This window comes from Vibrio sp. SCSIO 43135 (assembly GCF_023716665.1).
GTDB lineage: Bacteria > Pseudomonadota > Gammaproteobacteria > Enterobacterales > Vibrionaceae > Vibrio > Vibrio paucivorans.
In genome coordinates, this window is the sequence record NZ_CP071859.1 from 2,943,235 (window position 1) to 2,968,641 (window position 25,407).

The 25,407-nt window shown below is 47.3% G+C and carries 22 protein-coding genes; 11 read left to right on the plus strand and 11 right to left on the minus strand.

The features are described 5' to 3' along the window. Positions 1 to 27: 27 nt before the first annotated feature. The 9 genes from J4N42_RS13165 to rpiB form a co-directional block, all read right to left on the minus strand. Positions 28 to 942 carry an AEC family transporter gene (locus J4N42_RS13165; RefSeq protein WP_252028586.1) on the minus strand — a complete coding sequence of 305 codons (915 nt, stop codon included), beginning with the start codon at positions 940 to 942 and terminating at the stop codon, positions 28 to 30. 8 nt (positions 943 to 950) lie between these two features. After that, positions 951 to 1,724 carry a triose-phosphate isomerase gene (locus J4N42_RS13170; protein WP_252028587.1) on the minus strand — a complete coding sequence of 258 codons (774 nt, stop codon included), beginning with the start codon at positions 1,722 to 1,724 and terminating at the stop codon, positions 951 to 953. Next, positions 1,721 to 2,353, minus strand: a complete 633-nt coding sequence (gene dhaL, locus J4N42_RS13175; RefSeq protein WP_252028588.1) for a dihydroxyacetone kinase subunit DhaL — start codon at positions 2,351 to 2,353, stop codon at positions 1,721 to 1,723. The genes J4N42_RS13170 and dhaL overlap by 4 nt, the downstream gene beginning before the upstream one ends. 2 nt (positions 2,354 to 2,355) lie before the next feature. Next, positions 2,356 to 3,357, minus strand: a complete 1,002-nt coding sequence (locus J4N42_RS13180; RefSeq protein WP_252028589.1) for a dihydroxyacetone kinase subunit DhaK — start codon at positions 3,355 to 3,357, stop codon at positions 2,356 to 2,358. 16 nt (positions 3,358 to 3,373) lie between these two features. Then, complete coding sequence (locus J4N42_RS13185; RefSeq protein ID WP_252028591.1) at positions 3,374 to 4,384, minus strand: 4-hydroxythreonine-4-phosphate dehydrogenase PdxA; 1,011 nt, start codon at positions 4,382 to 4,384, stop codon at positions 3,374 to 3,376. A 17-nt stretch (positions 4,385 to 4,401) separates the two neighbouring features. Beyond that, positions 4,402 to 5,685, minus strand: a complete 1,284-nt coding sequence (locus J4N42_RS13190) for a TRAP transporter large permease (protein WP_252028593.1) — start codon at positions 5,683 to 5,685, stop codon at positions 4,402 to 4,404. Further along, on the minus strand, positions 5,682 to 6,254 hold the full coding sequence (locus J4N42_RS13195; protein ID WP_252028594.1) for a TRAP transporter small permease: 573 nt from the start codon (positions 6,252 to 6,254) through the stop codon (positions 5,682 to 5,684). Before J4N42_RS13195 ends, J4N42_RS13190 begins: the two co-directional genes overlap by 4 nt. Positions 6,255 to 6,333: 79 nt before the next feature. Further along, positions 6,334 to 7,317 (minus strand): TRAP transporter substrate-binding protein, encoded by a 984-nt coding sequence (locus J4N42_RS13200; RefSeq protein WP_252028596.1) that lies wholly within the window; start codon positions 7,315 to 7,317, stop codon positions 6,334 to 6,336. 39 nt (positions 7,318 to 7,356) lie between these two features. Then, the gene (rpiB, locus tag J4N42_RS13205; RefSeq protein ID WP_252028598.1) at positions 7,357 to 7,803 is read right to left on the minus strand and encodes a ribose 5-phosphate isomerase B; all 447 of its coding nucleotides are present in this window, start codon (positions 7,801 to 7,803) and stop codon (positions 7,357 to 7,359) included. A 439-nt stretch (positions 7,804 to 8,242) separates the two neighbouring features. Here rpiB and glpX point away from each other — a divergent pair, with 439 nt between their 5' ends. Further along, on the plus strand, positions 8,243 to 9,247 hold the full coding sequence (gene glpX / locus J4N42_RS13210; RefSeq protein ID WP_252028601.1) for a class II fructose-bisphosphatase: 1,005 nt from the start codon (positions 8,243 to 8,245) through the stop codon (positions 9,245 to 9,247). A 39-nt stretch (positions 9,248 to 9,286) separates the two neighbouring features. After that, the gene (locus J4N42_RS13215) at positions 9,287 to 10,261 is read left to right on the plus strand and encodes a sugar-binding transcriptional regulator (RefSeq protein ID WP_252028603.1); all 975 of its coding nucleotides are present in this window, start codon (positions 9,287 to 9,289) and stop codon (positions 10,259 to 10,261) included. A 92-nt stretch (positions 10,262 to 10,353) separates the two neighbouring features. Here the strand turns inward: J4N42_RS13215 and J4N42_RS13220 are convergent, their stop codons facing one another. Together J4N42_RS13220 and J4N42_RS13225 are read right to left on the minus strand one after the other, a co-directional pair. Then, a complete protein-coding gene (locus J4N42_RS13220; protein WP_252028604.1) occupies positions 10,354 to 13,785 on the minus strand; it encodes a hybrid sensor histidine kinase/response regulator in 3,432 nt (1,143 codons plus the stop codon). Between the two features lie 102 nt (positions 13,786 to 13,887). Further along, positions 13,888 to 15,078, minus strand: coding sequence for a 3-phenylpropionate MFS transporter (locus J4N42_RS13225; protein ID WP_252028607.1), 1,191 nt, complete (start codon positions 15,076 to 15,078; stop codon positions 13,888 to 13,890). 281 nt (positions 15,079 to 15,359) lie between these two features. Between J4N42_RS13225 and J4N42_RS13230 the strand changes: the two genes are divergently transcribed. From J4N42_RS13230 to fis, 9 genes are all read left to right on the plus strand, one after another. Further along, positions 15,360 to 17,186 carry a DUF294 nucleotidyltransferase-like domain-containing protein gene (locus J4N42_RS13230; protein WP_252028609.1) on the plus strand — a complete coding sequence of 609 codons (1,827 nt, stop codon included), beginning with the start codon at positions 15,360 to 15,362 and terminating at the stop codon, positions 17,184 to 17,186. Between the two features lie 102 nt (positions 17,187 to 17,288). Further along, positions 17,289 to 17,921, plus strand: coding sequence for a 3'-5' exonuclease (locus J4N42_RS13235; RefSeq protein WP_252028610.1), 633 nt, complete (start codon positions 17,289 to 17,291; stop codon positions 17,919 to 17,921). 322 nt (positions 17,922 to 18,243) lie between these two features. After that, positions 18,244 to 20,196, plus strand: a complete 1,953-nt coding sequence (acs, locus tag J4N42_RS13240; RefSeq protein WP_252028611.1) for an acetate--CoA ligase — start codon at positions 18,244 to 18,246, stop codon at positions 20,194 to 20,196. 327 nt (positions 20,197 to 20,523) lie between these two features. Next, a complete protein-coding gene (aroQ, locus tag J4N42_RS13245) occupies positions 20,524 to 20,973 on the plus strand; it encodes a type II 3-dehydroquinate dehydratase (RefSeq protein ID WP_252028612.1) in 450 nt (149 codons plus the stop codon). Positions 20,974 to 21,053: 80 nt separating this feature from the next. Continuing rightward, positions 21,054 to 21,515 carry an acetyl-CoA carboxylase biotin carboxyl carrier protein gene (gene accB, locus J4N42_RS13250; protein ID WP_252028614.1) on the plus strand — a complete coding sequence of 154 codons (462 nt, stop codon included), beginning with the start codon at positions 21,054 to 21,056 and terminating at the stop codon, positions 21,513 to 21,515. A gap of 15 nt (positions 21,516 to 21,530) precedes the next feature. Continuing rightward, on the plus strand, positions 21,531 to 22,874 hold the full coding sequence (gene accC, locus J4N42_RS13255) for an acetyl-CoA carboxylase biotin carboxylase subunit (RefSeq protein WP_252028616.1): 1,344 nt from the start codon (positions 21,531 to 21,533) through the stop codon (positions 22,872 to 22,874). Between the two features lie 136 nt (positions 22,875 to 23,010). Next, positions 23,011 to 23,898, plus strand: a complete 888-nt coding sequence (prmA, locus tag J4N42_RS13260; RefSeq protein WP_252028618.1) for a 50S ribosomal protein L11 methyltransferase — start codon at positions 23,011 to 23,013, stop codon at positions 23,896 to 23,898. Positions 23,899 to 24,037: 139 nt separating this feature from the next. Next, positions 24,038 to 25,006, plus strand: a complete 969-nt coding sequence (dusB, locus tag J4N42_RS13265; protein ID WP_252028620.1) for a tRNA dihydrouridine synthase DusB — start codon at positions 24,038 to 24,040, stop codon at positions 25,004 to 25,006. 23 nt (positions 25,007 to 25,029) lie between these two features. Next, positions 25,030 to 25,326: a DNA-binding transcriptional regulator Fis gene (gene fis / locus J4N42_RS13270; RefSeq protein WP_000462885.1), complete on the plus strand. Its 297-nt coding sequence runs from the start codon at positions 25,030 to 25,032 to the stop codon at positions 25,324 to 25,326. Positions 25,327 to 25,407: the final 81 nt, after the last annotated feature.

Sequence of the window (25,407 nt, forward strand, 5' to 3'; positions counted from 1 at the left end):
GTGTCCAACCTTTTAGCAATTCTTTGTTTAAACCACCCACTGCTGCAACAAGACTTCCCAACCCAACAAAGAGATAAGCGAAAAACCGGTGGTAAATAGGATGACTCCAGCGGTGGCTTCTTTGGCGACTTGATAGCGCTCGGATAGCAAGTAGACATTCAACCCTGTCGGCAAGCTGGCCAAAATAACCAACACTTGGATTTCAATAACCGAGAGAGAGAACACATACTGTGCGCATAACAAGATAAACAGTGGAAATAGAAGAATCTTGATGGCCAGCAATAGGCCTATTTTTTCTTGAATCAGCGAGCGAAGAGAATAAAAGCTCAAACTCGCGCCTAAGATGAATAAAATAATCGGTATAGCGGCCGCACCAATCATGGATAAACCATCAATTAACAGAGTCGGAAGCTCAACACCCCACGCGTTAAGCAATAACCCAAACACGATGGCCAATAGGATCGGATCAGTTGCCACCTTTCGGTAGCTATAAAACCCCCGCTCCCCCGAGCGAATCATTAAGATATTTACCAGTGGTAAAACCAATAGTAGATTCGTCACAATCACACCCATCAACACTAAAGTAGCTTTGGGGCCATAAAGCGCCAACACTAGCGGCCCACCCACCCCAACAGCGTTAGGATATAAAGCTGCGACAGCCTTGATATTGGACGAAGCCACAGTGTGATTACCTTGTGCGACGAGCCAAGCTTTCACTCCCCAGAAAACAGCGCCAAAACACACAATGTAAGTGGCGAATACCGACAATGATGGAAGGTTCTGCAGATCCGTTCGATATACCGATGAAAAAAACAAGCACGGTGCAAGATAAGTAAAAGCAAAGCTTCTCACCCAATCCACTCTGGGTTTGGAAATCGCAGCAATCAACTTGGCACACCCTAGTCCAAGAATGATCCAGCTCATTAACTTAACTTGCTCCATGCCTGCCCCTAACTGCCGCTGCGTTCAGCGATACTCAGTAACTCTGAGTAGCCGTCTGCTTCCCATGCGGTTCGGCCCACAAACACACCGTCGATATCCGGCTGTTCGATTAAGCCACCAGCATTGGACAAATTCACGCTACCGCCATACAGCAGAACCATGTTTTGAGAGACGTTTGCACCATAGAGTTCTGCTAGCGCTGAACGAATCGCTTGATGAATGGTTTGCGCTTCTTCTAGCGTTGCCGGTACGCCATGTTCACCTATCGCCCAAACAGGTTCATAGGCGATCACGACCTGCGTTAACGACTCAACAGGAACGTCATACAATGCAATCTTCACTTGTCGAATGACAGATTCAGCCGATACGCCCCATTGCTTCTCTTGCGCAGTATCACCAACGCAAACCAGTGGAGTTAAGCCATGACGCAATGCAGCATGCACTTTCAAATTGACCGTTTCATCGGTCTCTCCAAACATAGCACGACGCTCAGAGTGGCCAATTTCGACAATCGACGCACCACAGTCTTTCGCCATCAGAGGAGACACTTCTCCAGTGTAGGCCCCTTCATCCTGCCAACAAATATTCTGCACACCGACTCTAATCGGCTGTTCGCTGAGCAAACTGGACACCATTTGTAGGTAAGGGAAAGGTGGGATAACGAAAGGCTGGATGCGACTCGAGCAATGCTTCAATGACGGCAAGACAGCAGAAGCCCAAGCTTCTGCTGTTTGCGTATCTTTGTTCATTTTCCAGCTAGTGCCGACCCAAATCTTCTTCATACGGTAACCTGCTCAGTCGCGTATTCATTCATGTACTGCAGAATAAACGCCATCGACATCGCACCTGGATCTGGGTGCCCCAGCGAACGCTCGCCCAGTGTCTTCGCTTTACCTGTCGTTGCAATCATGTCTTTGGTTGCTTCCACACCTTGAGCCGCTGCTTCTGCAATAGCCGGTAACGTGTCGGTTAATGAACCAGACAGTTGTTCTGATTTCTCAACCGCAGCCACTAATGCGTCGATCATGGTTTTATCACCCGGCTTAGCGCCACCACGGTCATAAACCCCTTGTAACCCACCAGCTAGGAACGTAGATAATGTAGCTGTATCCAGCTCTGTTGCACCTTTAATTGACTTCGCACCGCTGCGAAATAGCGTGCCGAAAATCGCACCGGACGCACCGCCCATAGTCGCCATCATCGTAGAGCCGATTTTCAACAGTAATTTACTGACATCTTCCGGCTGGTAATCACCGTCTAAAAGCTCTGCAACCGCTTTGAAGCCGCGTTCCATACCAATGCCATGGTCACCATCACCAATCGCTTGGTCGTATTTGGTTAATACTGGCTCACTTGCAACCATCTTTTGAGCAACATAAGCCATCATGTTTTTCGCTGTTAATGCATCCATCTTTATTTCCTCAACGCAAATGATTCACAAGGTAGGTCAAATAGTGTTTTTAGCTCGTCATCGAGCTTCATAAGAGTGATCGAGTAACCTGACATTTCTTGTGAGGTACAGTAGTTACCGACCAAGGTGTTATGTACTTTGATGCCACGCTCAGCCAACTTGACGTGAGCACGGCGGTTTGCAATCAGCAGCTCCATATAAGTCGAAGCGCCAAGGTTATTGACTAGCAAACAGACATCGTCACCTGATTGGTAAGGCAGGTCATCACACAGTTGGTCTATTAAGCGATCCACCACTTCATCTGCCGACGTCATTTTTTCGCGTGATACCCCCGGCTCACCATGTAGGCCCATACCGATTTCTAATTCGTCGTCTGGCAGCTCGAAGTTGAAGGTGTTGGTTTGTGGCACCGAGCCTGCCGATAGCGCTACACCAATGGAGCGGGTGTTGTCACGAGCACGCTCTGTTACCGCAACAATCTTGTCAAAGTCATCGTATTGCTCAGAAGCCGCGCCAGCGATCTTCAGCACATACAAATCACCCGCAGTTCCGCGGCGTTCTTGAATTTTGTCTAACGGTGCCGAAGCCACATCATCCCAAACACGAATAGTGTGAGTTTTGATGTCATCATCATCCGCAAGCTCTGCCGCGATATCGAAATTCATATTGTCGCCAGCGTAATTACCGTAAATGTAAATCACGCCTTTACCGTTATTGACCGCTTCCGTCGTTTGTAAAATCACGTTAGGCGCAGGCGCTGCAAAGATATCGCCAAGTGCCGCAGCATCCGCCAAACCCGGGCCAACATAACCCGCAAACAAAGGCTCATGTCCTGCACCACCACCTGTGACAATCGCCACTTTGTCCGATGGGAAGTCTGTGCGCATCGCTGCGGTAATCCCCGGTAATGCTTCCAATTTTCCATTCATTGCCGAGAGCAAACCATCGAACTGCTCCTGAGCGACATTCATAGGGTCATTAATTAATTTTTTTGGTGTTCTCATCGTCTTCCCTGCCCTATTACTGATTGTTTGCTTGGTAACTGGATGCCATACGAACGGTAAGCTTGAGTGCATTTTCCATCGCTGGGGTCGACGCGACATTCTTGCCGTAGATATCAAATGCGCTGCCGTGGTTTGCTGTTGCAATCGGAATTGGGATCCCGCCCTGAACAGTCACACCGCGATCAAAGCCCATCATCTTCAGTGCAGTTGCACCTTGATCGTGATACATGGATACAATCGAGTTCATGTTCTCTTTCCCCACCACCCACATCGTGGTATCACCAGGGAAAGGCCCAAACGCTTGAATGCCTTTCTGCTTCGCTTTTTCAATCGCTGGTGTAATGACGGTGATTTCTTCATCCCCAAACAGGCCACCTTCACCGCCATGTGGGTTAAGGGCTTGTACCGCAATACGAGGCTGCTCAAAGCCTGCTGATTTCAAGGTCGTGTTCATCAATTCGATGGTTTCCAGCACTGAATCTACCGTCAGATTCTCAACCACATTTTTGAATGGGATGTGCGAAGTCACGCGGCCAGCCCAGATATCATCGACCACATTCACTTCACAACCAAAGCCATGGAAGTCGGTCAATTCTGCAAACCATGACAGTTCATCACGATGGGCAAGCCCAGCCATGCTCATCGCTTGCTTGTTCAATGGTGCGAAACAGATGCCATGAGTTTTGTGCGCTAACGTCAGGTCAACAGCAATTTTCAGTGTTTCCAGAACATAAGTACCACCTTGCGGCGTGGCTTGGCCGTATTCAATGGCATCCGCATGAGAGCTTGAGAAGCTCAACAATACCGGCTTACCCGGCTGGAAATCAGCTTGTTCAAAGTTGTCGACCACATCGTAATCAAATGACACTTGCGCGATGTCCATGCCTTTGCGCAGTTCATACTCATCGGCAATGATCAGAATGTTCGCTTGTTGGCGGTTTGCTTCCTCAGCCAATACTTTTACTGCCACTTCAGGACCGATACCTGAAGGGTCGCCGAGAACAAGTGCAATAGTAGGTTTAGTCATTTCTCAAATCCTTGAAGTTATTTATACATGTAGTCAACAAAGCCAACAGACAGTGCTGGAACGTAGGTCGCAAGCATTAACACAGCGAACAGCACACCAATAAATAGAATGTTCACTTTAGTCACTTGCCAAATGTCACGCTTCGCTATCGAACATGCAGTGATCAGCACACTCGCAACCGGAGGCGTCTGCTGACCAATCGAGATGTTAAGCGCAAGCATGATGCCGAAGTGGATTGGGTCGATACCCAGCTCATGAATCAGCGGTAATACGATTGGCACGGTTAAGATGATCGCTGCCGCACCGTGTAGGAACACGCCAACAACCAGTAACATTAGGTTCAGCATCATCAGCACAACGTATTTGTTTTCTGAGATACTAAGAATGCCTGCAGCCATTGCTTGTGGTACTTCTTGCTCAGTTAGGAACAGGCCAAGCACCGCTGACGTCGCGACTAAAAGCATCACAACTGAGGTGCCCGTAACACCTTCCATCATCGCTTTGTAAAACAGCTTTAGGTTCATTTCACGGTAGATGAAGACACTGATAACAATCGCAAGTAGTACCGCAATACCGGCCGCTTCTGTGGCGGTCATAAAGCCAGAAAGAATGCCACCTAAAATGGCGAATGGCAGAGTCAGAGCCCAGAACGCATCTTTAAATGCCACCCACAATTTGCGTAAGCTGAACGACTCTTCACGAGGTAAATCGTATTTCACGGCGTAGTAGTAACAGACTGCAAACATACCCGCCGCACCCAGTAGGCCAGAGATGATGCCGGCAACGAACAGCTGCGAGATCGATACATCCGCCATCGCGCCGTAAATAATCATGGGTAGAGAAGGTGGAATGATAACGGCGAGTGAAGCTGAAGAAGACGTGACTGCCGCAGAGAAACTGCCCGAGTAACCACGCTTTTTCATTGCAGGAATCAAAATCGAGCCCAGCGCTGCAACGTCGGCGACCGCTGAACCCGAGATCTCAGCGAAGATCATCGATACACCCACGTTAACCATTGAAAGGCCACCGCGAACAAAACCCACAATCGCGTTAACAAAGTTAATCAAACGCAGCGAGATACCACCGGTATTCATCAATGCACCAGCAAAAACAAACAGTGGAATAGACAACAGGGTAAATTTCGATCCGCCTTCAAACATCGCCAATGCCGCGTTATAGATTGCATCGACACCCGATGTCGCTACCATACCAACCAGAGCTACAGCACCAATGGCGATGCCAATTGGCACGTTGATCATTACCAAGCCGATTAAACAAAATAGTACAACTAGCGCGCTCATTTCACTGCCTCCATGGCTTCAGCCATATCTTTTTTCGCATCCTTGATGGCTTCTCTGATCTCTTCGTTTTCTTGGTTAGAGCCAAGGCGAACCCACGCCCACGCTTTAGGGAAAGAGCACAGTTGCGCCACAATAAACAGCACTGCACCAATTGGTAACGCTGATTGCGCAAAGGCTAAAGGGATAAAATCGAGACTGGTTAGTGTCTCGTCACCGAAGATTTGTAAGATGTAGTAGCTGGCCCAGGCAATCACTGCAAAGAACGCAATGACGATGAATTCACTCAATAGGAAAATGGCTTTGCGCATACCCAGCGGCATATTGGCCACCAACCCGCCAAAGCCCATATGTGAACGCTTTAACGCACACAAAGCCGATCCATAGAAAGTCAGCCAAGCTAAAAGAATGGCCGACACTTCGTCGTACCAATAAAGAGAAGCGCCGCTAAATCGTGAAAAAACAGCGACAATAATAATGGTGCTTAATGCGATGAGAATCGTCATCGAAATCGCGATCAGCACTTTTTCTAGAATATTTGAAATTGTATTTATGCTAGCTAAAAAAGACATCGTAAGCCCTCGCAACAAGTGACAGCTAGACTGCGCCTGCCGGCGCAGTCCTTAGAGATAAACGTTAGGGCGTTTTACCTTAGTTACTTGCCGCCATAACTTTGTCTAACATCACCTCGCCGTTGTTTACGTTTTTCACGAAGTCATCGTAGATTGGCTGACTTGCGCTAACAAAGGCATCGCGGTTTGCAACGTTAAGCTTCATACCACCAGCAACCAGTTTATCTTTCAGCTCGGTCTCAAGTTTTGTCGCTTCTTGATAACCCCATTGCTGCGCTTGCTTCGCTGAACTTTCTAGAACTGCGCGTACATCATCTGGGAACTTACCGTAGTGGCGCGCGCCTGCAGTTAGGTACGCTGGCGTGTACACGTGGTTTGTCACACTTAGGTAACCCTGTACTTCATGCAGTTTTGCCGCATAAATGTTGGTGTATGGGTTTTCTTGCCCATCGATTACACCTGTTTGTAAACCAATAAATACTTCACTAAAGCTCATTGGTGTTGGGTTAGCACCCCAGTTTTTGAACATTTTCACGCGCCAAGAGCTGTTCGGCGTGCGAACCTTCAAGCCTTGCAAATCTTCTGGTGTATTGATTGGGCGTTTCGCGTTAGTAATGTTACGGAAGCCGTTTTCCCAAAAACCGATGACTTTGTAGCCTTTCTTCTCGGCGGCAGGCGCGATATATGGCCAGAATACGTCTTGCTCAATCTTGGCAACGTGTTCACGGTCAGACACAAGGAATGGCAGTTCAAACAGAGCCATTTCTGATACGTGAGTTGGCAGTGTTGATGTTAGTAGCGCCAAATCCACTGTGCCCAATTTCAGTTTTTGCTGAACATCTTTGTCTTTACCTAATTGAGCTGCACCGAAGAACTTCAGGTTGTAATCGATGCCTTGTTTCTTAAACTCTTCGTTAGCAACTTCGGTGAAGTATTGAGTTGTGTTGTACTGAAGTGAGCCGACTTGAGCACTGGTTGCCACTTTCAGGTCTTTTGCAAATGCGCTAGTCGATAGTAGGGTTGTGATTGCAACTGCAGTAAGCGTTAGTTTGGTATTTTTCATTTTTATTTCCACGTTATTCCATTAAACATTGAATCTAAATTAACTAATAAACTCTTTCTCTATCTCCTTGATTCTATTTACCTTTGGAGTAGATGGACCATCAGAAAACTCAGAATCCAACCAAGTATCCAAAATCGACTTAGCTAACTCATGACCGATGACTCGTGCTCCCATTGTGATAATTTGAGCATCGTTACTTTTACGCGCTCGCTCTGCTGAAAAAGTATCGTGGCAAAGAGCAGCTCGAATGCCCGGTACCTTGTTCGCAACTATTGAGACGCCAATCCCCGTACCACAGAGAATAATTCCGCGTTGATGTTTACCTTCACTGACAGCAACACTGACTGTCTTTGCTATGTCTGGGTAAAGCTCTGCATTTTGTGGATCGACTCCATAATCAACAAATTCAATACCTTTCGAAGCCAAGTGCGATTTCAGACACTCTTTCAATTCAATCGCCGCATCATCACAACCTATCGCTATCATGTTTCCTCCTGTTCATATGACCACGAAAGTTACAAATGATATTGAACTCTTACACAGATAAATAACATATGAACGTTTACCAAGTGGGATTTCGATCACTAATTAACTACATTCTGATAACAATTGCGTGATCACTATATCGCTGGACATTTAAATTTATAATTATGTGATCCGTAACAATTAATTTTATCAAAAACAAACAAAACCCAATAAAAACAATACCATAAATAAACAGAACCCTACCTAAACCACCCCGAAAGTAGAGCTTGAACTCTATTTTTAACTATAAAACACTCAGTAATCATTCACTAAATTCATGTGTACATAACAATTAACTTTTGATCTGGCCATATCGTGTTCTTTTGTTTTGCATAATGAACATATGAATTGTAATCTGAACAAATGAACAGCCATTAATACTTTAATAAGGACGTGTACCATGGATGAATTAGGCTTCGCACTCGCACAAGTAACCGAGAATGCCGCTTTAGCTGGCTACCAGTGGCTTGGTAGAGGAGATAAAGAGAAAGCAGACGCCGCTGCTGTAGAAGCAATGCGCTTACAACTCAATCGAACTCAGGTCGACGCAACCATTGTGATTGGCGAGGGAGAAATCGATGAAGCGCCAATGCTATATATAGGAGAGCAACTCGGACTGGGTGGTGTTGAGATTGATATCGCAGTCGACCCTATCGAAGGTACGCGTATGACAGCCATGGGACAATCCAATGCGCTCGCCGTACTCGCAGCAGCAAAAAAAGGCACACTGCTGCAAGCCCCAGACATGTATATGGAAAAGCTCGTTGTCGGCCCTCAAGCAACACACGCCATTGACTTAACACTCGATTTAACAGACAACTTGAAAAATATCGCCCAAGCGCTCAACAAACCGATTAATGAACTGGTAGTGGCGACGCTCGCAAAGCCGAGACATAACCAAGCCATTGAACAGATGCAAAGCCTTGGCGTAAAGGTGTACGCCTTCCCAGATGGAGATGTCGCGGCGTCATTACTCACTTGTTTGGAGGAGAGCGAAGTTGATGTGATGTACTGTATTGGTGGCGCTCCAGAAGGCGTCGTCAGTGCCGCTGTGATCCGAGCGATGGGCGGAAATATGCAAGCGCGTTTGCTGCCACGCGATCAAGTCAAAGGAAAAGACCAACACACCATCGCGTTAGCTAAAGTAGAGATTCAGCGCTGCGCGGAAATGAACGTTACCCCCAATACCGTTCTACCACTGAACCAACTGGCAAAAAGTTCCGAAGTGATCTTCGCGGCAACCGGAATCACTAAAGGCGACGTACTTAACGGTGTTCAAAAGCAAGGCCAATCACTAACTACCGAGACTCTACTTGTACAAGGCAAGTCAAAAAAGATTAGAATGGTCAAATCCACTCATGATTCACGCCTGCTAGATAGTGAACTTGAGTCAGCCGCGAAATAAGCAAGAGCCGCATTAAGCGGCCATTTCACAAGGAACAGCATGGAACTGAATAATATAGAACAGACCGAAGAGACTAACCTACTCACTGAAATCTCTGTTGCGTATTACCAAGACGGTGCCACTCAAGAAGAGATTTCAAAGAGATTCGGCTTATCTCGCGTCAAAATTGGTCGCTTATTAAAGCGCGCAAGAGACCAAGGCATTGTCGAAATTAAGGTCAAGTACCACCCTGTATTTGGTGCCAAGCTGGAAGAACAGCTTAAAGAACGTTTTGGCCTCAAGCGTGCACTGATCGCTCTTGACCAACCAACCGAAGACGAACAGCGAGCACTACTCGCCGGAGTGGTATCGACATACCTATCCGCGACTCTCAAAGACGGTATGGTCGTGTCGGTTGGCCAAGGTCGAAATGTTTCTGCTGTATCAGAGCATACCGGTATTGTGAATCCTAAGAAGTGTACCTTTGTGTCAAGTATCGGCGGGATTCACCCACGCGGCGGTATCCTCAATGCTGACCATATTTCTCGTCGATTCGCTAAGACCTTCGACGGGGTGAGTGAGACTCTGTATGCACCAGCGTATATCCGTAACCCAGAGTTACGTAGCGCGCTACTGGAAGATGAAACGGTACAGCAAACCATGGACATTGCTCGTAAAGCAGATGTCGCATTGGTTGGTATCGGTGATTTGAACGAAAGTAGCTATATGGTCAACCTAGGTTGGTTCTCAGTACAAGAAATGGTTGAGGCCCGTATTCAGCAAGGCGTTGTCGGGGAAGTTGGCGGTTATGACTTCTACGACATCAAAGGGGAAGTTCAAGACACTAAAATGAGTAACCGTGTCATTGGTTTAACCATTGCTGATTACCAGAAGATCCCTCAGGTTATCGCTATAGCCGCAGAAAGCAGTAAGCCATTATCGATTGTCGGCGCACTGCGCACAGGGGCTATTGATATTCTTGCCACCAGTGTTGCCAATGCCATTACTATTCTCAATTTGGATGCTCAAAAGTAACCCAGCATTAATTGCATGCAGACACCGAATGCAAACAGCGCCCTCTCCTATTTGGACAGGGCGCTGTTATTTATATCGAACCAGTTTTTAGCCTAGCCCACCCGGTTCAATACTGCTCTCAACTTTAGAGGCTTAACCGGTTTAGGCATAAAGCTAAAGCCATTCGACTTGATCCCATCGAGCATATCATCGGTACGGTCAGCACTGATGATCACACCAATAAAGCTATCACCTAACCTCAAACGGCACTGCTGTAATACCTCCAAGCCCGTGCGGCCATTATTGAGACGATAGTCAGAGAAAATCACATCAGGTACCCACTGTTCATCGAGCGCTTTCATACTCTGTACTAGGTCTTCGGCTAGCTTCACCTCACATCCCCAACGAGCGAGCAGCGTTTCCATGCCCACCAGAATTTCTGGCTCATTATCCACACACAATACTTTAATGTGGCTGAGATCCGAGGCGGCAGGTACCGCTGCTTCTTTAGGTTGTACACTCGCCACATCAGCTTTATTCAACGTTAACGAGAATACACTGCCTTTTTCTGGCCATGAACGCATCGAGATTTGATGCCCCAACACGTGAGCAATACCTTTTGATATTGCTAGCCCCAAACCTAACCCTTGATCAGAACGTACTTGGCTACCTCGGTTAAATTCTTCAAAGATTTCCTGTTGCTTGTCTTGGTCAATGCCGACACCGTTATCCCAAACGTCAATCCGCACCTTACCCGCAACTCGGCGGACCCCAAGCACGACTTTCCCTTTCGGGTTGTAACGGAAGGCATTAGTTAGGAAGTTTTGCACCACTCGGCGCAGCAACTTGGGATCGGACTGCACGATCAGCGAAGATGGAATCATTTCAAATTGGATCTGCTGCTGTTTGGCCAACGCACTAAATTCAGCATTTAGGTTGGTTAGAACATCTTTAATTGCGAAGTTATGAACATTGACGTCCAGTTTGCCCGATTCTAATCGGGAGATATCAAGTAAGTCTCCAATCAAATCTTCCGCCGCACCAAGCGCACTTTCTATGTGAGCCGACAGCTGTTTAGTTTCTTTATCTGGTGCCACTTCCGACAACGATGAGGCGAACAAACGGGCAGCATTAAGCGGCTGCATTAAGTCGTGGCTCACCGCCGCCAAAAAGCGCGACTTAGACTGCGACTCATGCTCTGAACGCTGAGTCGCACTGACCAACTGTTTGTTGAGTTGCTCTAGTTCGCGGGTTCTTTCCAATACCCGCTCCTCCAAAGTTTCATTGGTTTCTTTCAGAGCTTGTTCCGCATCCCTGAACACGGTGATATCCGTAAAACTCATCACAAACCCACCGCCCGGCATCGGGTTACCTTGCACCTCAATGACTCGACCATCAGGGCGAACGCGCGACGAAGTATGTCGAGTGCCCTGCTCTAAGTGGAAAATCCGTCGGCGAACGTGATCTTCAGGGTCACCTGGACCACACAGCCCTTGCTCAGCATTATGGCGAATCACATCAGCAATCGGCCTACCCACTTGAATCAACCCGGCTGGAAATTCAAACAACTCAAGATAGCGCTGGTTCCACGCCACCAGCCTGAGCTGCTTGTCGACTACCGCGATACCCTGTCCAATATGCTCAATCGCCCCTTGCAGTAATCCGCGACTAAAGTCATACAACTCGGACGCTTCATCAACGATAGTCGCCACTTCTTCGAGCTGCATATTCCGCCCTTGCAGGGCAGAAGTCAGAACCAACTTGGCGGAAGACGCACCGAACACCCCTGCGAGAACACGCTCAGTATGTCGAATTAAGCTGGCTGGCGCTTGTTGGTTGGGCAACAACGTATTGTGTTGCTGCTGCCAATATTGGCTAAATGCACTGCGTACTCGTGTCCGGCCGACAAAGCGAGACGCCAGCATTTCCAATTCACCGACCGTTACGCGGCTTTGGTACAAGCTCATGTTCTCACTTTCCGGCAGCGGCGTGCCAATAAACGAAGCCGACTGTAATCGCTCACTCAAGCTTGAGCGGGTTAGCAAAGAAATCACAACATAACAGAGAGTGTTACTGAGCACGCTAAGAACGATACCCCAGTCAGAACTACGTATCCCAGCATCGCTAAATAGTTCAGGCGGCGTAATCAGCCACAGCAGCAAGTTGTTGCTGGCATCGCCCGCCAAAATGCCGGTTTGGCTCATCAAGGTGATCAACCAGATACTAAACCCGACCGCGAGGCCAACGTAAACACCTTTGCGGTTACCTTGACGCCAGTACATGCCACCAATCAAAGCGGGTGCAAACTGGGTGATAGCAGCAAAAGAAAGGAAACCGATCGCGGAAAGCGAGTGAATGCTGTCGAGTGCTTGATAAAAGCCCCATGCCCCCAGTAACAGCAATAAAATTAACCCGCGTCGAATGACCAACAGCAACCCAGAGAAGTGGCGATGATTGCGTTGAGTCAAACGCATGCGCCTTAGCAACAGCGGCATCACTAAGTCATTGGATACCATGATGGCTAGAGCAATGGTCGAGACAATCACCATTCCGCTGGCCGCAGAGGTGCCGCCTAAAAAGGCTAAGAGGGCGATGTTTTCTGCCCCTACTGACATCGGCACACTGATGACATAAGTATCTGCTGGACTGGTGGTCAACAGGCTCTGCCCTACCCATGCAATCGGCAAAACGAAGATCCCCATCGCAATCAAATACAGTGGGAACAACCAACGTGCAGTATGAAGATCTTGAGCTCGTTCATTTTCCACCACCATGGTGTGGAACTGGCGCGGTAAGCAGACGATCGCCATCATGGTCAATGCTGTGTGGATCAACAAGGTAGGAATGTTAGGCGATTGGTAAGTTTGAGCCGCTGTGGCGGCTAAATCTATAGTATCCACTTCCCAGGCTAGGTAGATGATAAAGAAACCGACCGCCAAAAACGCCACCAGTTTAACAATCGATTCGAACGCAATCGCCATCATCATGCCACGGTGGTGCTCAGTATTGTCGATGTGCCTAGTACCAAACAGCATGGTGAATATTGCTAGCATGCCGACCACAAACCAAGATACATGAGTATCTTGGTAGCCGAGCTGTTCACCCAATTTAGGGGCAACAATCTCAAGCCCCATGGTGATACCACGTAGCTGAAGCGCGATATAAGGAAGAATGCCAGCCACCGCAATTAGGGTCACCACCACAGCTAACCCTTGGGACTTACCGTATCGGGCGGCTATAAAGTCGGCAATGGAAGTAATGTGTTCACGCTTAGCAATCAGAATCAAACGGGCGAGAACCCGCCAGCCCAAGGTGAAAACCAGAATCGGCGCAATGTAGATCGGCAGAAATGACCAAGGGTTATTGCTCGCTTGCCCTACCGTGCCGTAAAAGGTCCAAGAGGTACAATACACTGCAATCGATAAGCTATAGATCCAAGGTCGCCAGCGCGCTAGCCACTTTGTCTGCCTGTCTCCATACCACGCAATCAAAAACAGTATGCCTAAATAGGCCAACGAGACAGGAACGACGATCCACCCTTGCATTAGATATCCCTTTCTAATTCAACAAAAAAGCCCCTCCATATAGGAGAGGCTTCATTTAACTACGTATTGTGGCTCAGGCAAAGGACACAACCCATACAGAAGTTAATTCTGTGGATTAGCCTCCGATTTCACCGCTGAGCCATCTACAATGCGGGCTTTATTCGGCTCTAGCTTAATGAACAGAGCCAAAAGTCCCATAACCGCCATTGCCCAGAATACATTCGCTCCCCAGTTCTCGTAGCCCCAGCCACTTAACGTGGTCATCAACGCGATAAATGCTCCAAGCGGAATCGCATTGTAAAGTGCTTGCAGCGCGACCATTTTATGCGGCTCAGAACTTTGAATGTATTGAATTGCCGCAATATGTGCCATCGCAAACGTCACGCCATGCAGCAACTGAATCATCACTAGCGCTGCAATGGCTGTTGTGGAAGCAGTTAGCCCCCAGCGTGCCATCACACCGAACGCTGCCGCGACAAACAAGGCACGCAGCGACCAACCCGAGAACAAACGCTTACTTAGCGCAAAGACGGCAACTTCTGCCACCACGCCTAGGCTCCAAAGATAACCAATAATGTCTTCAGAGTAGCCAGCCCCTTTCCAATAGATCGAGCTGAAACTGTAGTATGCCGCATGGCTACCTTGGATAAGGGCAACCAAAGCTAAGAATTTTACCACCGGCCATTCACGCAGAAGTTTCGACAATTTAGGCCTTTCTGCTTCATCTTGCTGCTCAGTAACTGGCATTGGATTAGTGTTACGCATTCCCACTAACAGTGAGAACAACACGCCCGCCATCGCGGTATACAAGATCATGTTGGTGCCATACTGTGCGACCAAAAAGCCCACCACGGTAGAACCACCAATAAATGCAATCGAGCCCCAAAGTCGAGTGCGCCCGTAGTCGAGCATTTTTAAACGCGCGTAGTAATTGGCCATCGCATCAGAAAGCGGAACGATTGGCCCGCAGCACAGATTAAATAGCACTGTCGCGAGCGCCATCATCCAGAAACTGCCGCCAGTAAAGAAGTGAAAGCCGACAAACAGTAACGCCGCAAAACTCAGCCAACGCAGTGCGGGCATTAAGTGCTCAACTCGATGAATGCGCGGAGTCAGAACCATATTCGCCACACAGCGAGTTGCAAAACCTATCCCGACCAGTACACCAATATCGGTAGCAGACACACCCTGCTCTTCAAACCACAGCGCCCAAAAAGGCAAATAGACACCATAAGCAAAAAAGAAGCCTACGAAATACTGGGATATCCAGCCATAAGGAGAAGGGTTAAGCATCTGGCGCACCTAAAGTGATTTGATATGGAACAAGCGGCGCTATTATGCGGCTAGCGAACCAATAGAAAAAGGGTATAAAAGCAAATCATCTATTTCCCTATTGAGTTCTAACACAATCATGACGTAACCAGTGCGGTACCCCTATTCCCATTTCCCTTATTGGCAAAATGAAACTTCGTAAAAACGGCATAAGAAACAGCACTCATTAGACCAAAGTCGTCTGGAGCAAATATTGAAATTTGGCACACTGAAAATACGGATAAGCCTCAAGGAAAAGTAGAATGCCTGATAAATTCAACATGCAGTCTCCCCCCTTTGATCGTTTGGATGACGGTCAACAAAAGCAGCTCAGATCGAGCTTAGATGTGGCTTATTTTCGTGAAAATGAAACTATTCTGTCGGCTGAGCAACCTTGTTTGCATCTACACATTTTAATCAAAGGTGCGGTTGAAGAACGCTCACCACAAAACAGTGAAGTGTTCGCGCATTATGCTAACGACGACATGTTTGATGTCCGCGCGCTACTGGAAGAACGCACTCGCCACCAGTATGTAGCGCTAGAAGACACCCTAGTTTACTTACTGCCCAGAGCGGTCTTTTTAGAACTCTACCAATCCAATGGCCAATTTGCCGCTTACTTTGATACCAACTTAGCCAAACGCCAAGAGTTGATTGAAGCTGCTCAGCAGCAGCAAAATTTAGCTGAATTCATTCTGACCAAAGTCGATAGTTCTATTTACCACCCTCCGATGGTGATCTCGCCGCAGCAGCCCCTCAATCAAGTGACCCGGTTATTAAAAGACAACGCGATTGATTCCGCCTTGGTCAAACTGGACGATAGCGATCCAAGGCTCGCACAAAACCCTAGTGCACATCCGTACGCTATTGTCACCCGTACCAACATGCTGCATGCCGTGATGCTCGACCAACACCCGCTTGATACTCCAGTGGGTGACATTGCTACTTTCCCTGTATTCCATGTCGACAATGGCGATTTTTTGTTTAATGCCATGATTACCATGACCAGAAACCGCATGAAGCGAGTGATGGTGTGTGACGGCCATGAAGCGGTCGGCATGCTTGATATGACCCAAATCCTCAGTGCCTTTTCAACCCATTCTCATGTCCTCACTTTAAGCATCGCTAGAGCCACCAGTATTGACGAATTAGCCATTGCTTCAAACAAACAGCGACAACTGGTCGAAAGCCTATTAGGCAATGGCATACGAACACGGTTCATCATGGAGCTCATTTCCGCGGTCAATGAACAGATTATCGAAAAAGCCTTTGAGTTGGTGGTTCCCCCAGCCCTTCACGACCACTGTTGTTTGGTCGTATTAGGCTCCGAAGGGCGTGGAGAGCAAATCTTAAAAACCGATCAAGACAACGCGCTGATCGTTAAAGATGGCTTGGAGTGGCATCAATGCCAACCTGTGATGGACGAACTCACTCACACCTTACAACAGCTTGGCTACCCACTGTGCCCCGGTGAAGTAATGGTCAACAACCCTAAATGGGTCAAATCGCAGAGTGATTGGAAAAAAGTCATATCAGGCTGGGTCCAATCAGCCAAACCCGCTCAGGTGATGGATCTGGCGATTGTCGCCGATGCCCATGCTGTCGCGGGTAACAAGCAGCTTTTAGACACCGTAAGCTCTCACCTGAATGGCTTACTGGAAAACAAAATGCTGGTGCTGCAGGAATTCACTCGTCCAGCTCTACAGTTTTCTATTCCACTGACGTTGTTTGGTAACGTTAAACGCAATAAAGATGGGTTGGATATTAAACGAGGAGGCATCTTCCCGGTTGTTCATGGTATCCGTGCACTTAGCCTTGAGTATGGGCTAACTGAGAAAAACACCTTTGATCGAATCGAAACCTTAAGGGCCAAACGAATTCTCGAACCGGACACAGCGGATAACCTCAGTGAAGCATTAAAACTGTTCTTTAAGCTCCGACTTGCTCAGCAACTTTCGCAGCAGCACAGCCACAACAAAATTGATTTAAAAATGATAGACCGTACTGAAAGAGACTTGTTGCGCCACAGCCTGCACGTGGTGAAAAAGTTCAAACAGTTCCTAGGCTATCATTACCAAATAAGGGACTAACGCGTGTGTCGCTCTTGTATTCACTAAGCTCGAGATGACGCTTGGCTAAAAAGGTTTCCAGCGAGAGCTTCCACGTACTCATTTTAGGGAAAGAGGTATAAAATGAATTGGCTTGTACGACGTTATTGGCATCATAAATTAAAAGGTTCCCCTTATCGCTCGCTGTTTCGCAGCCCACAACAAGGGGAATATGTATCACTCGACTGTGAGACCACCAGCTTAGACCCTAAACGCGCTGAGCTCGTCACCATTGCCGCGACTAAAATCATTGATAATCGCATTATCACCAGTGAGCCCTTTGAAGTACGCTTGCGTGCTCCTCAGTCGCTCGACTCTGGCTCAATTAAGATTCACAAAATACGCCATCAAGATCTGCTGGATGGCATCAGTGAACAGCAAGCATTGCTCAAGCTACTCGAATTCATCGGTAACCGACCTTTAGTGGGTTACCATATTCGCTACGACAAAAAAATTCTCGATATTGCCTGCCGCAAGCACCTTGGTTTTCCACTGCCCAACCCACTGATTGAAGTCAGTCAGATGTACCACGATAAGCTGGAACGACACTTGCCGAATGCGTATTTTGATTTGAGCTTAGAAGCTATCTGTAAACATCTCGACCTGCCGATGCAAGACAAACATGATGCCCTACAAGATGCGATCTCTGCGGCGTTAGTATTTGTTAGGCTGACCAAAGGGGATTTACCTCTATTTGCGCCACCATACAGTCAATAGTCAGTGGCTCAAGTTAAGCTTCGAGCCAGCTCTCATTTATCAACATAAATCTCTTTCCCACCGATAAAAGCGTCACTCTCATCCTAAAGTCTAATTGTGGAAATCAACGCTCTAGATGAGAGTTATACACACAAAGGCTTTTCAGTTTAAAACGAAGAAAGCCATAACATGGAACACACCTATTAATTAGGATTCGCTAGTCATTGCAGTCAACCGTCAGTTTCAAACCAAATGGCGGTGTTAAAACAAATGGTTTACTCGCTCGTATTCAACGACAAACCGTTTCACAAGCAATTGGAATTAAAGCACAAGGAGAGAAGTAATGAGTGAAGCCCACGTTTATCCGGTAAAAGAAAATATTAAAGCAAATACACATGCGGATAATGACACTTACCTAGCTATGTACCAACAATCAGTGTCTGACCCAGAAGGTTTCTGGGCTGAGCACGGAAAAATCGTTGATTGGATCAAACCGTTCACTCAAGTAAAAAGCACTTCATTTGATACCGGCCATGTCGATATTCGCTGGTTTGAAGACGGTACGCTTAACGTTTCTGCTAACTGTATTGACCGCCACCTTGCTGAGCGCGGTGATGAAGTCGCGATCATCTGGGAAGGTGATGACCCAGCCGACGACAAAACGCTAACCTTCAAAGAACTGCACAAAGAAGTTTGTCTATTTTCGAATGCCCTGAAAGAGCAAGGCGTACGTAAAGGCGATGTCGTTTGTTTATACATGCCAATGGTAACCGAAGCCGCAGTTGCAATGCTTGCGTGTACCCGTATTGGTGCTGTTCATACCGTTGTTTTCGGTGGTTTCTCTCCAGAAGCGCTTTCTGGTCGTATCATCGATTCAGATGCAAAAGTCGTTATTACTGCTGACGAAGGTGTTCGCGGCGGCCGCTCTGTACCATTGAAGAAAAACGTTGATGAAGCACTGACTAACCCAGAGGTAAAAACCATCGAGAAAGTCGTGGTGTTCAAGCGTACTGGCGGTGATATCGATTGGCATGAGCACCGTGATGTTTGGTGGCACGAAGCAACAGCGAATGTTTCTGACGACTGCCCACCAGAAGAAATGAAAGCAGAAGACCCGCTATTCATCCTATACACTTCAGGCTCTACAGGTAAACCGAAAGGCGTACTTCACACAACGGGTGGCTACCTTGTTTACGCTACTATGACGTTCAAATACGTATTCGATTACCAGCCTGGCGAAACGTTCTGGTGTACCGCTGATGTGGGCTGGATTACAGGTCACACGTACCTTATCTATGGCCCACTTGCTAATGGCGCTAAAACTATCTTGTTTGAAGGTGTACCAAACTACCCGAATACTAGCCGCATGAGCGAAGTGGTCGATAAACACCAAGTGAACATCCTTTACACTGCACCAACGGCGATTCGTGCATTGATGGCAAAGGGCACAGAAGCAGTCGATGGCACTTCTCGCTCTAGCTTGCGTGTAATGGGCTCAGTAGGTGAACCAATTAACCCAGAAGCATGGGAGTGGTACTACAAAACCATCGGTAATGAGAATTCACCAATTGTAGATACTTGGTGGCAGACAGAAACCGGTGGCATTTTGATCGCCCCATTGCCAGGCGCAACGGATCTGAAACCAGGTTCCGCCACACGTCCATTCTTTGGTGTACAACCTGCACTTGTCGATAACATGGGTAATATCATCGAAGAAACCGCGGCAGAAGGTAACCTTGTTATCCTAGATTCATGGCCGGGGCAAATGCGTACCGTTTATGGCGACCATGAGCGCTTTGAACAAACCTACTTCTCAACCTTTAAAGGCATGTACTTCACCAGTGATGGTGCACGACGTGACGAAGATGGCTACTACTGGATCACTGGCCGTGTAGATGACGTGCTTAACGTTTCAGGCCACCGTATGGGCACCGCAGAAGTCGAGTCAGCACTTGTTGCTCACCATAAAATTGCTGAAGCAGCGATCGTTGGTATCCCACATGACATCAAAGGCCAAGCGATTTACGCCTACATCACTCTTAACGATGGCGAGTTCCCTTCAGCAGAACTACATAAAGAGGTGAAAGACTGGGTACGCAAAGAAATCGGCCCAATCGCAACCCCAGATGTGCTGCACTGGACCGATTCTCTACCTAAAACTCGTTCAGGAAAAATCATGCGCCGTATTCTACGTAAGATTGCCACTGGCGATACCAGTAACTTAGGTGACACTTCAACGCTGGCAGATCCAAGCGTGGTTGATAAGCTGATTGCCGAAAAAGCAGAGCTTGCATAAACCTTTATAGAGCGCACCCAATACGTTCTGTTTTAAACATTCACTGATAAACAAAGCCGTCACTCTGTGGCGGCTTTTTCTTGTTTGCAGCTCTCAAATTTAACCACACACAATATATGGCTATAAGTTTTTTTGTTAACTTGGTAACAGAAATCACCCATCCAACAAGGTGATTAGACCAGTAAATTGCTGCGATTTGCGCTGAATTGGCTATAATCTTGGTCAATTTCCGAAATTTGGCTATTTTTTAACAAAAAAATCATGCCGACTCGTAAATAATATGGGAATATTCAGATTCGTCTTAAGATATAGGAAGATGGCTACACAATGTCTGCAAAATCACGCATTCTAGTCTTAAACGGCCCAAATCTTAACCTTTTAGGCCTAAGAGAACCGGCACATTACGGTTCTCAAACGCTAGACCAGATCATTGAAGCACTAACCGAACAAGCCAAATTGGCAGATGTCGAGTTACAACACCTACAGTCGAATCGTGAATACGAGTTGATCGAAACTATCCATGCAGCCTACGGCAATGTGGATTTTATTATCATCAACCCAGCTGCGTTTACTCACACCAGTGTCGCGCTACGTGATGCGCTATTAGGTGTCGCTATCCCATTTATTGAGGTGCACTTATCCAATGTGCACGCTCGAGAGCCATTCCGCCACCATTCCTACCTTTCTGATAAAGCTCAGGGGGTTATTTGTGGTTTAGGCGCTCAAGGCTATGAATTCGCTTTGTCTGCTGCTGTCAAACACCTACAGGCCAAGTAACTTAATTACTGTCGCAGTAACTAAACACTCTGCAGCTCTACAAGAGCTGTCTTATTCACAAGATAAAAGAGAAAGAAAAGATGGATATTCGTAAAATCAAGAAGCTTATCGAATTAGTTGAAGAGTCTGGCATTGCTGAGCTAGAAATCTCTGAAGGTGAAGAATCGGTACGCATCAGCCGTAACGGCACTGCTGCTCCTGTAGCACCAGTACAATACGCAGCAGCACCAGCTCCTGTAGCGGCTCCAGCGCCAGCAGCAGCTCCTGCGGCGGCACCAGCAGCTGAAGCAGCACCAGCTGTTCCTGCAGGTCATCAGGTTCTTTCTCCAATGGTTGGTACTTTCTACCGTTCTCCAAGCCCTGATGCAAAATCATTCGTTGAAGTTGGTCAAACAGTAAGCGCTGGCGACACTCTATGTATCGTTGAAGCAATGAAAATGATGAACCAAATCGAAGCGGACAAATCTGGCGTTGTAACTGCAATCCTAGTTGAAGACGGCCAACCAGTTGAATTCGACCAACCACTAGTTGTTATCGAATAATAGAGGCTTTCTCTTATGCTAGATAAATTAGTCATCGCGAACCGAGGTGAAATTGCACTTCGTATTCTTCGCGCATGTAAAGAATTAGGCATCAAAACCGTTGCTGTTCACTCAACAGCGGACCGCGATCTGAAGCACGTACTTTTGGCAGATGAAGCCATTTGTATCGGTCCAGCTCGTGGTATTGATAGCTACCTAAACATCCCTCGCATCATTTCAGCAGCAGAAGTAACAGGCGCGGTGGCAATCCACCCTGGTTACGGTTTCCTATCTGAAAATGCTGACTTCGCAGAGCAAGTTGAACGCAGCGGCTTTATCTTTGTTGGTCCAAAAGCGGATACAATTCGCATCATGGGTGACAAAGTTTCTGCAATCACAGCGATGAAGAAAGCTGGCGTACCTTGTGTACCAGGTTCAGACGGCCCGCTTGACGACGATGAGCAAGCGAACAAAGCCCACGCGAAACGCATTGGTTACCCAGTAATCATCAAAGCGTCAGGTGGCGGTGGCGGTCGTGGTATGCGTGTTGTACGTAGCGAAGGCGAGCTGATTGAAGCGATTGCAATGACACGTGCAGAAGCAAAAGCCGCATTCAACAACGACATGGTTTACATGGAAAAATTCCTAGAAAACCCACGTCACGTTGAAGTTCAAGTTATTGCTGACGGCCAAGGCGGAGCTATCCACCTAGGTGAGCGTGACTGTTCAATGCAGCGTCGTCACCAAAAAGTTGTCGAAGAAGCGCCAGCACCAGGTATCACTGAAGAAATGCGTAAGTACATCGGTGAACGTTGTACTCGTGCATGTCTTGAAATTGGTTACCGCGGCGCAGGTACGTTCGAGTTCCTATACGAAAACGGTGAGTTCTACTTCATTGAAATGAACACTCGTATTCAGGTAGAGCACCCAGTAACTGAAATGGTAACAGGCGTAGACCTAATTAAAGAGCAGCTTCGCGTTGCTGCGGGTCAACCTCTATCTTTCACGCAAGATGACATCAAACTACGCGGCCACGCGATTGAATGTCGTATCAACGCAGAAGATCCAGAGCGTTTCCTACCATCTCCAGGTAAAGTAGAACGTTTCCACGCTCCAGGCGGTATGGGTGTTCGCTGGGAATCGCACATCTACACTGGCTACACAGTGCCTCCTCACTACGATTCAATGGTCGGTAAACTGATCACATTCGGTGAGAACCGTGATGTTGCCATTGCTCGCATGAAGAACGCACTAGGTGAAATGATCGTTGAAGGCATCAAGACTAACATTTCACTGCAAGAGTCGATCATGAACGACGAAAACTTCCAACACGGTGGTGCAAACATCCACTACCTAGAGAAGAAACTCGGCCTTCAGTAGAACTCAGTTCTAGCGAATATTTAAAATGCTCACTTCGGTGAGCATTTTTGTTTTCGGCTATTGATTAGCCTATAAAACCCACAGATTTCTGCTACACTCTGCGCCAATTCATTTACTCACCTTAAGAGCACAAACCATGCCTTGGATTCAAATCAAACTCAATGCGACTAACGCCAATGCGGAACAAATTGGCGATATGCTAATGGAAGAGACCGGAGCATTATCGGTAACGTTCCTAGATGCCCACGATACACCTGTATTTGAGCCTCTCCCTGGTGAAACTCGCCTTTGGGGTGATACCGATATCCTGGCACTCTACGATGCAGAAGCGGATACAGGCTTCATTCTTGAGCAGATCAAACTCAGCGGCATGTTGGATGACAACTTTGCCTATAAAGTAGAGCAGTTAGAAGATAAAGACTGGGAACGTGAATGGATGGAAAACTTCCACCCAATGAAGTTTGGTGAGCGCCTGTGGATCTGCCCAAGTTGGCGTGAAGTACCAGAACCAGATGCCGTGAACGTTATGCTCGATCCTGGCTTAGCTTTCGGTACAGGTACCCACCCTACGACTGCATTGTGTTTGGAATGGCTAGAAGGCTTAGATCTAGCAGGAAAAACGGTGATCGACTTTGGTTGTGGCTCTGGCATCCTTGCGATCGCTGCGATCAAGCTAGGCGCAGAAAAAGTCATCGGGATCGACATCGATCCTCAAGCTCTACTAGCCTCTAAAGATAACGCACAACGCAATGGTGTTGTCGAGCAACTAGAAGTGTTCTTACCGCAAGATCAGCCAGAAGGTTTACTGGCAGACGTCGTCGTCGCCAATATCCTTGCAGGCCCATTACGTGACCTTTCAGCCATCATTAAAGGGCTGGTTAAGCCGCAAGGCGTGCTCGCAATGTCAGGCGTACTCGACACACAAGCTGAAGATGTGGCGAATTACTACCGTGATGAGCTTCAACTCGACCCTATCGTCGAGCAAAGCGAATGGTGTCGTATCTCAGGTCAGAAGCAAGACTAGACAAGACTTTGCGCGCTAATTGATTGATATTTAAACAATTCGCAAAAACAAATTGTAAATGCTCAAATATTAGTCTTTTCACGCAGCGAAAAAATGCGTAAAATGCGCGCCCTTGCTGGTACAGAACTGTGATGACGTTTTGAAAATCGGAAACTATCAACTTAAGAACAATCTAATCGTAGCCCCAATGGCTGGAGTTACGGATAGACCGTTCCGAGAGTTGTGCCTTCGCTATGGTGCGGGCATGGCCGTCAGTGAAATGATGTCCTCAAACCCAAAGCTATGGAAAACGTCAAAGTCGAAGCAACGCATGGTGCATGAAGGCGAATCGGGCATTCGCTCTGTACAAATTGCGGGAGCTGACCCACAGCTTATGGCCGACGCAGCTCAGTTCAGTGTTGAGAACGGTGCACAAATCATCGATATCAATATGGGTTGCCCAGCAAAAAAAGTGAATAAGAAGCTAGCCGGCTCTGCGCTACTCCAGTACCCAGAAATCATTGAACAGATTCTGCGTGCTGTAGTCAAAGCAGTAGATGTCCCCGTGACACTAAAAACCCGTACTGGCTGGGATACAGATAACAAAAACTGTGTCCAAATCGCTAAATTAGCCGAAGACTGCGGCATTCAAGCACTTGCACTACACGGTAGAACAAAGGCTTGTATGTACAAAGGTGAGGCCGAATACGACAGCATCAAAGCGGTGAAGCAAGCTATCTCAATTCCGGTTATCGCTAACGGTGATATCGATAGCCCAGAGAAAGCGAAGTATGTACTGGATTATACCGGTGCAGACGCTTTGATGATTGGACGCCCTGCCCAAGGTCGTCCGTGGATTTTTCAAGAAATCCAACACTATTTGGAAAACGGCACCACTATGCCTGAGCTTCCTTATAAGGAAGTGAAAGACATACTGCTTGGTCATGTGAACGCTCTCCATAGTTTTTATGGCGAGTATCTAGGCCCCCGCATTGCTCGTAAGCACGTGGGTTGGTACTTAAAAGAGCATGAGCAAGCGAGTGAGTTTCGCCGTACCTTCAACGCTATTGAAGCAGCAGAGCTGCAACTTGAAGCGTTAGAAGGTTATTTTGATAACGTTGCATCATAATTAAGAGAAGAGCTAGACCGAATATGTTCGAACAAAATCTGACTTCAGAAGCTTTAACAGTAACTACCGTAACTTCACAGGATCAAATCACGCAAAAGCCACTACGTGATTCCGTTAAAGCATCTCTTAAAAACTACTTGGCTCAATTAAACGGCCAAGAAGTAACTGAACTATACGAATTAGTTCTAGCTGAAGTTGAACAGCCACTACTAGATACCATCATGCAGTACACTCGCGGTAACCAAACTCGCGCAGCAACTATGATGGGCATCAACCGCGGTACTCTTCGTAAGAAACTAAAAAAATACGGCATGAACTAATCTAAGTTCTCCGTTCAGGTGTTTTAAACCGTGTGCTCGATGAGTACGCGGTTTTTTTGTTTTAGCGCTTATGCTCTCAGG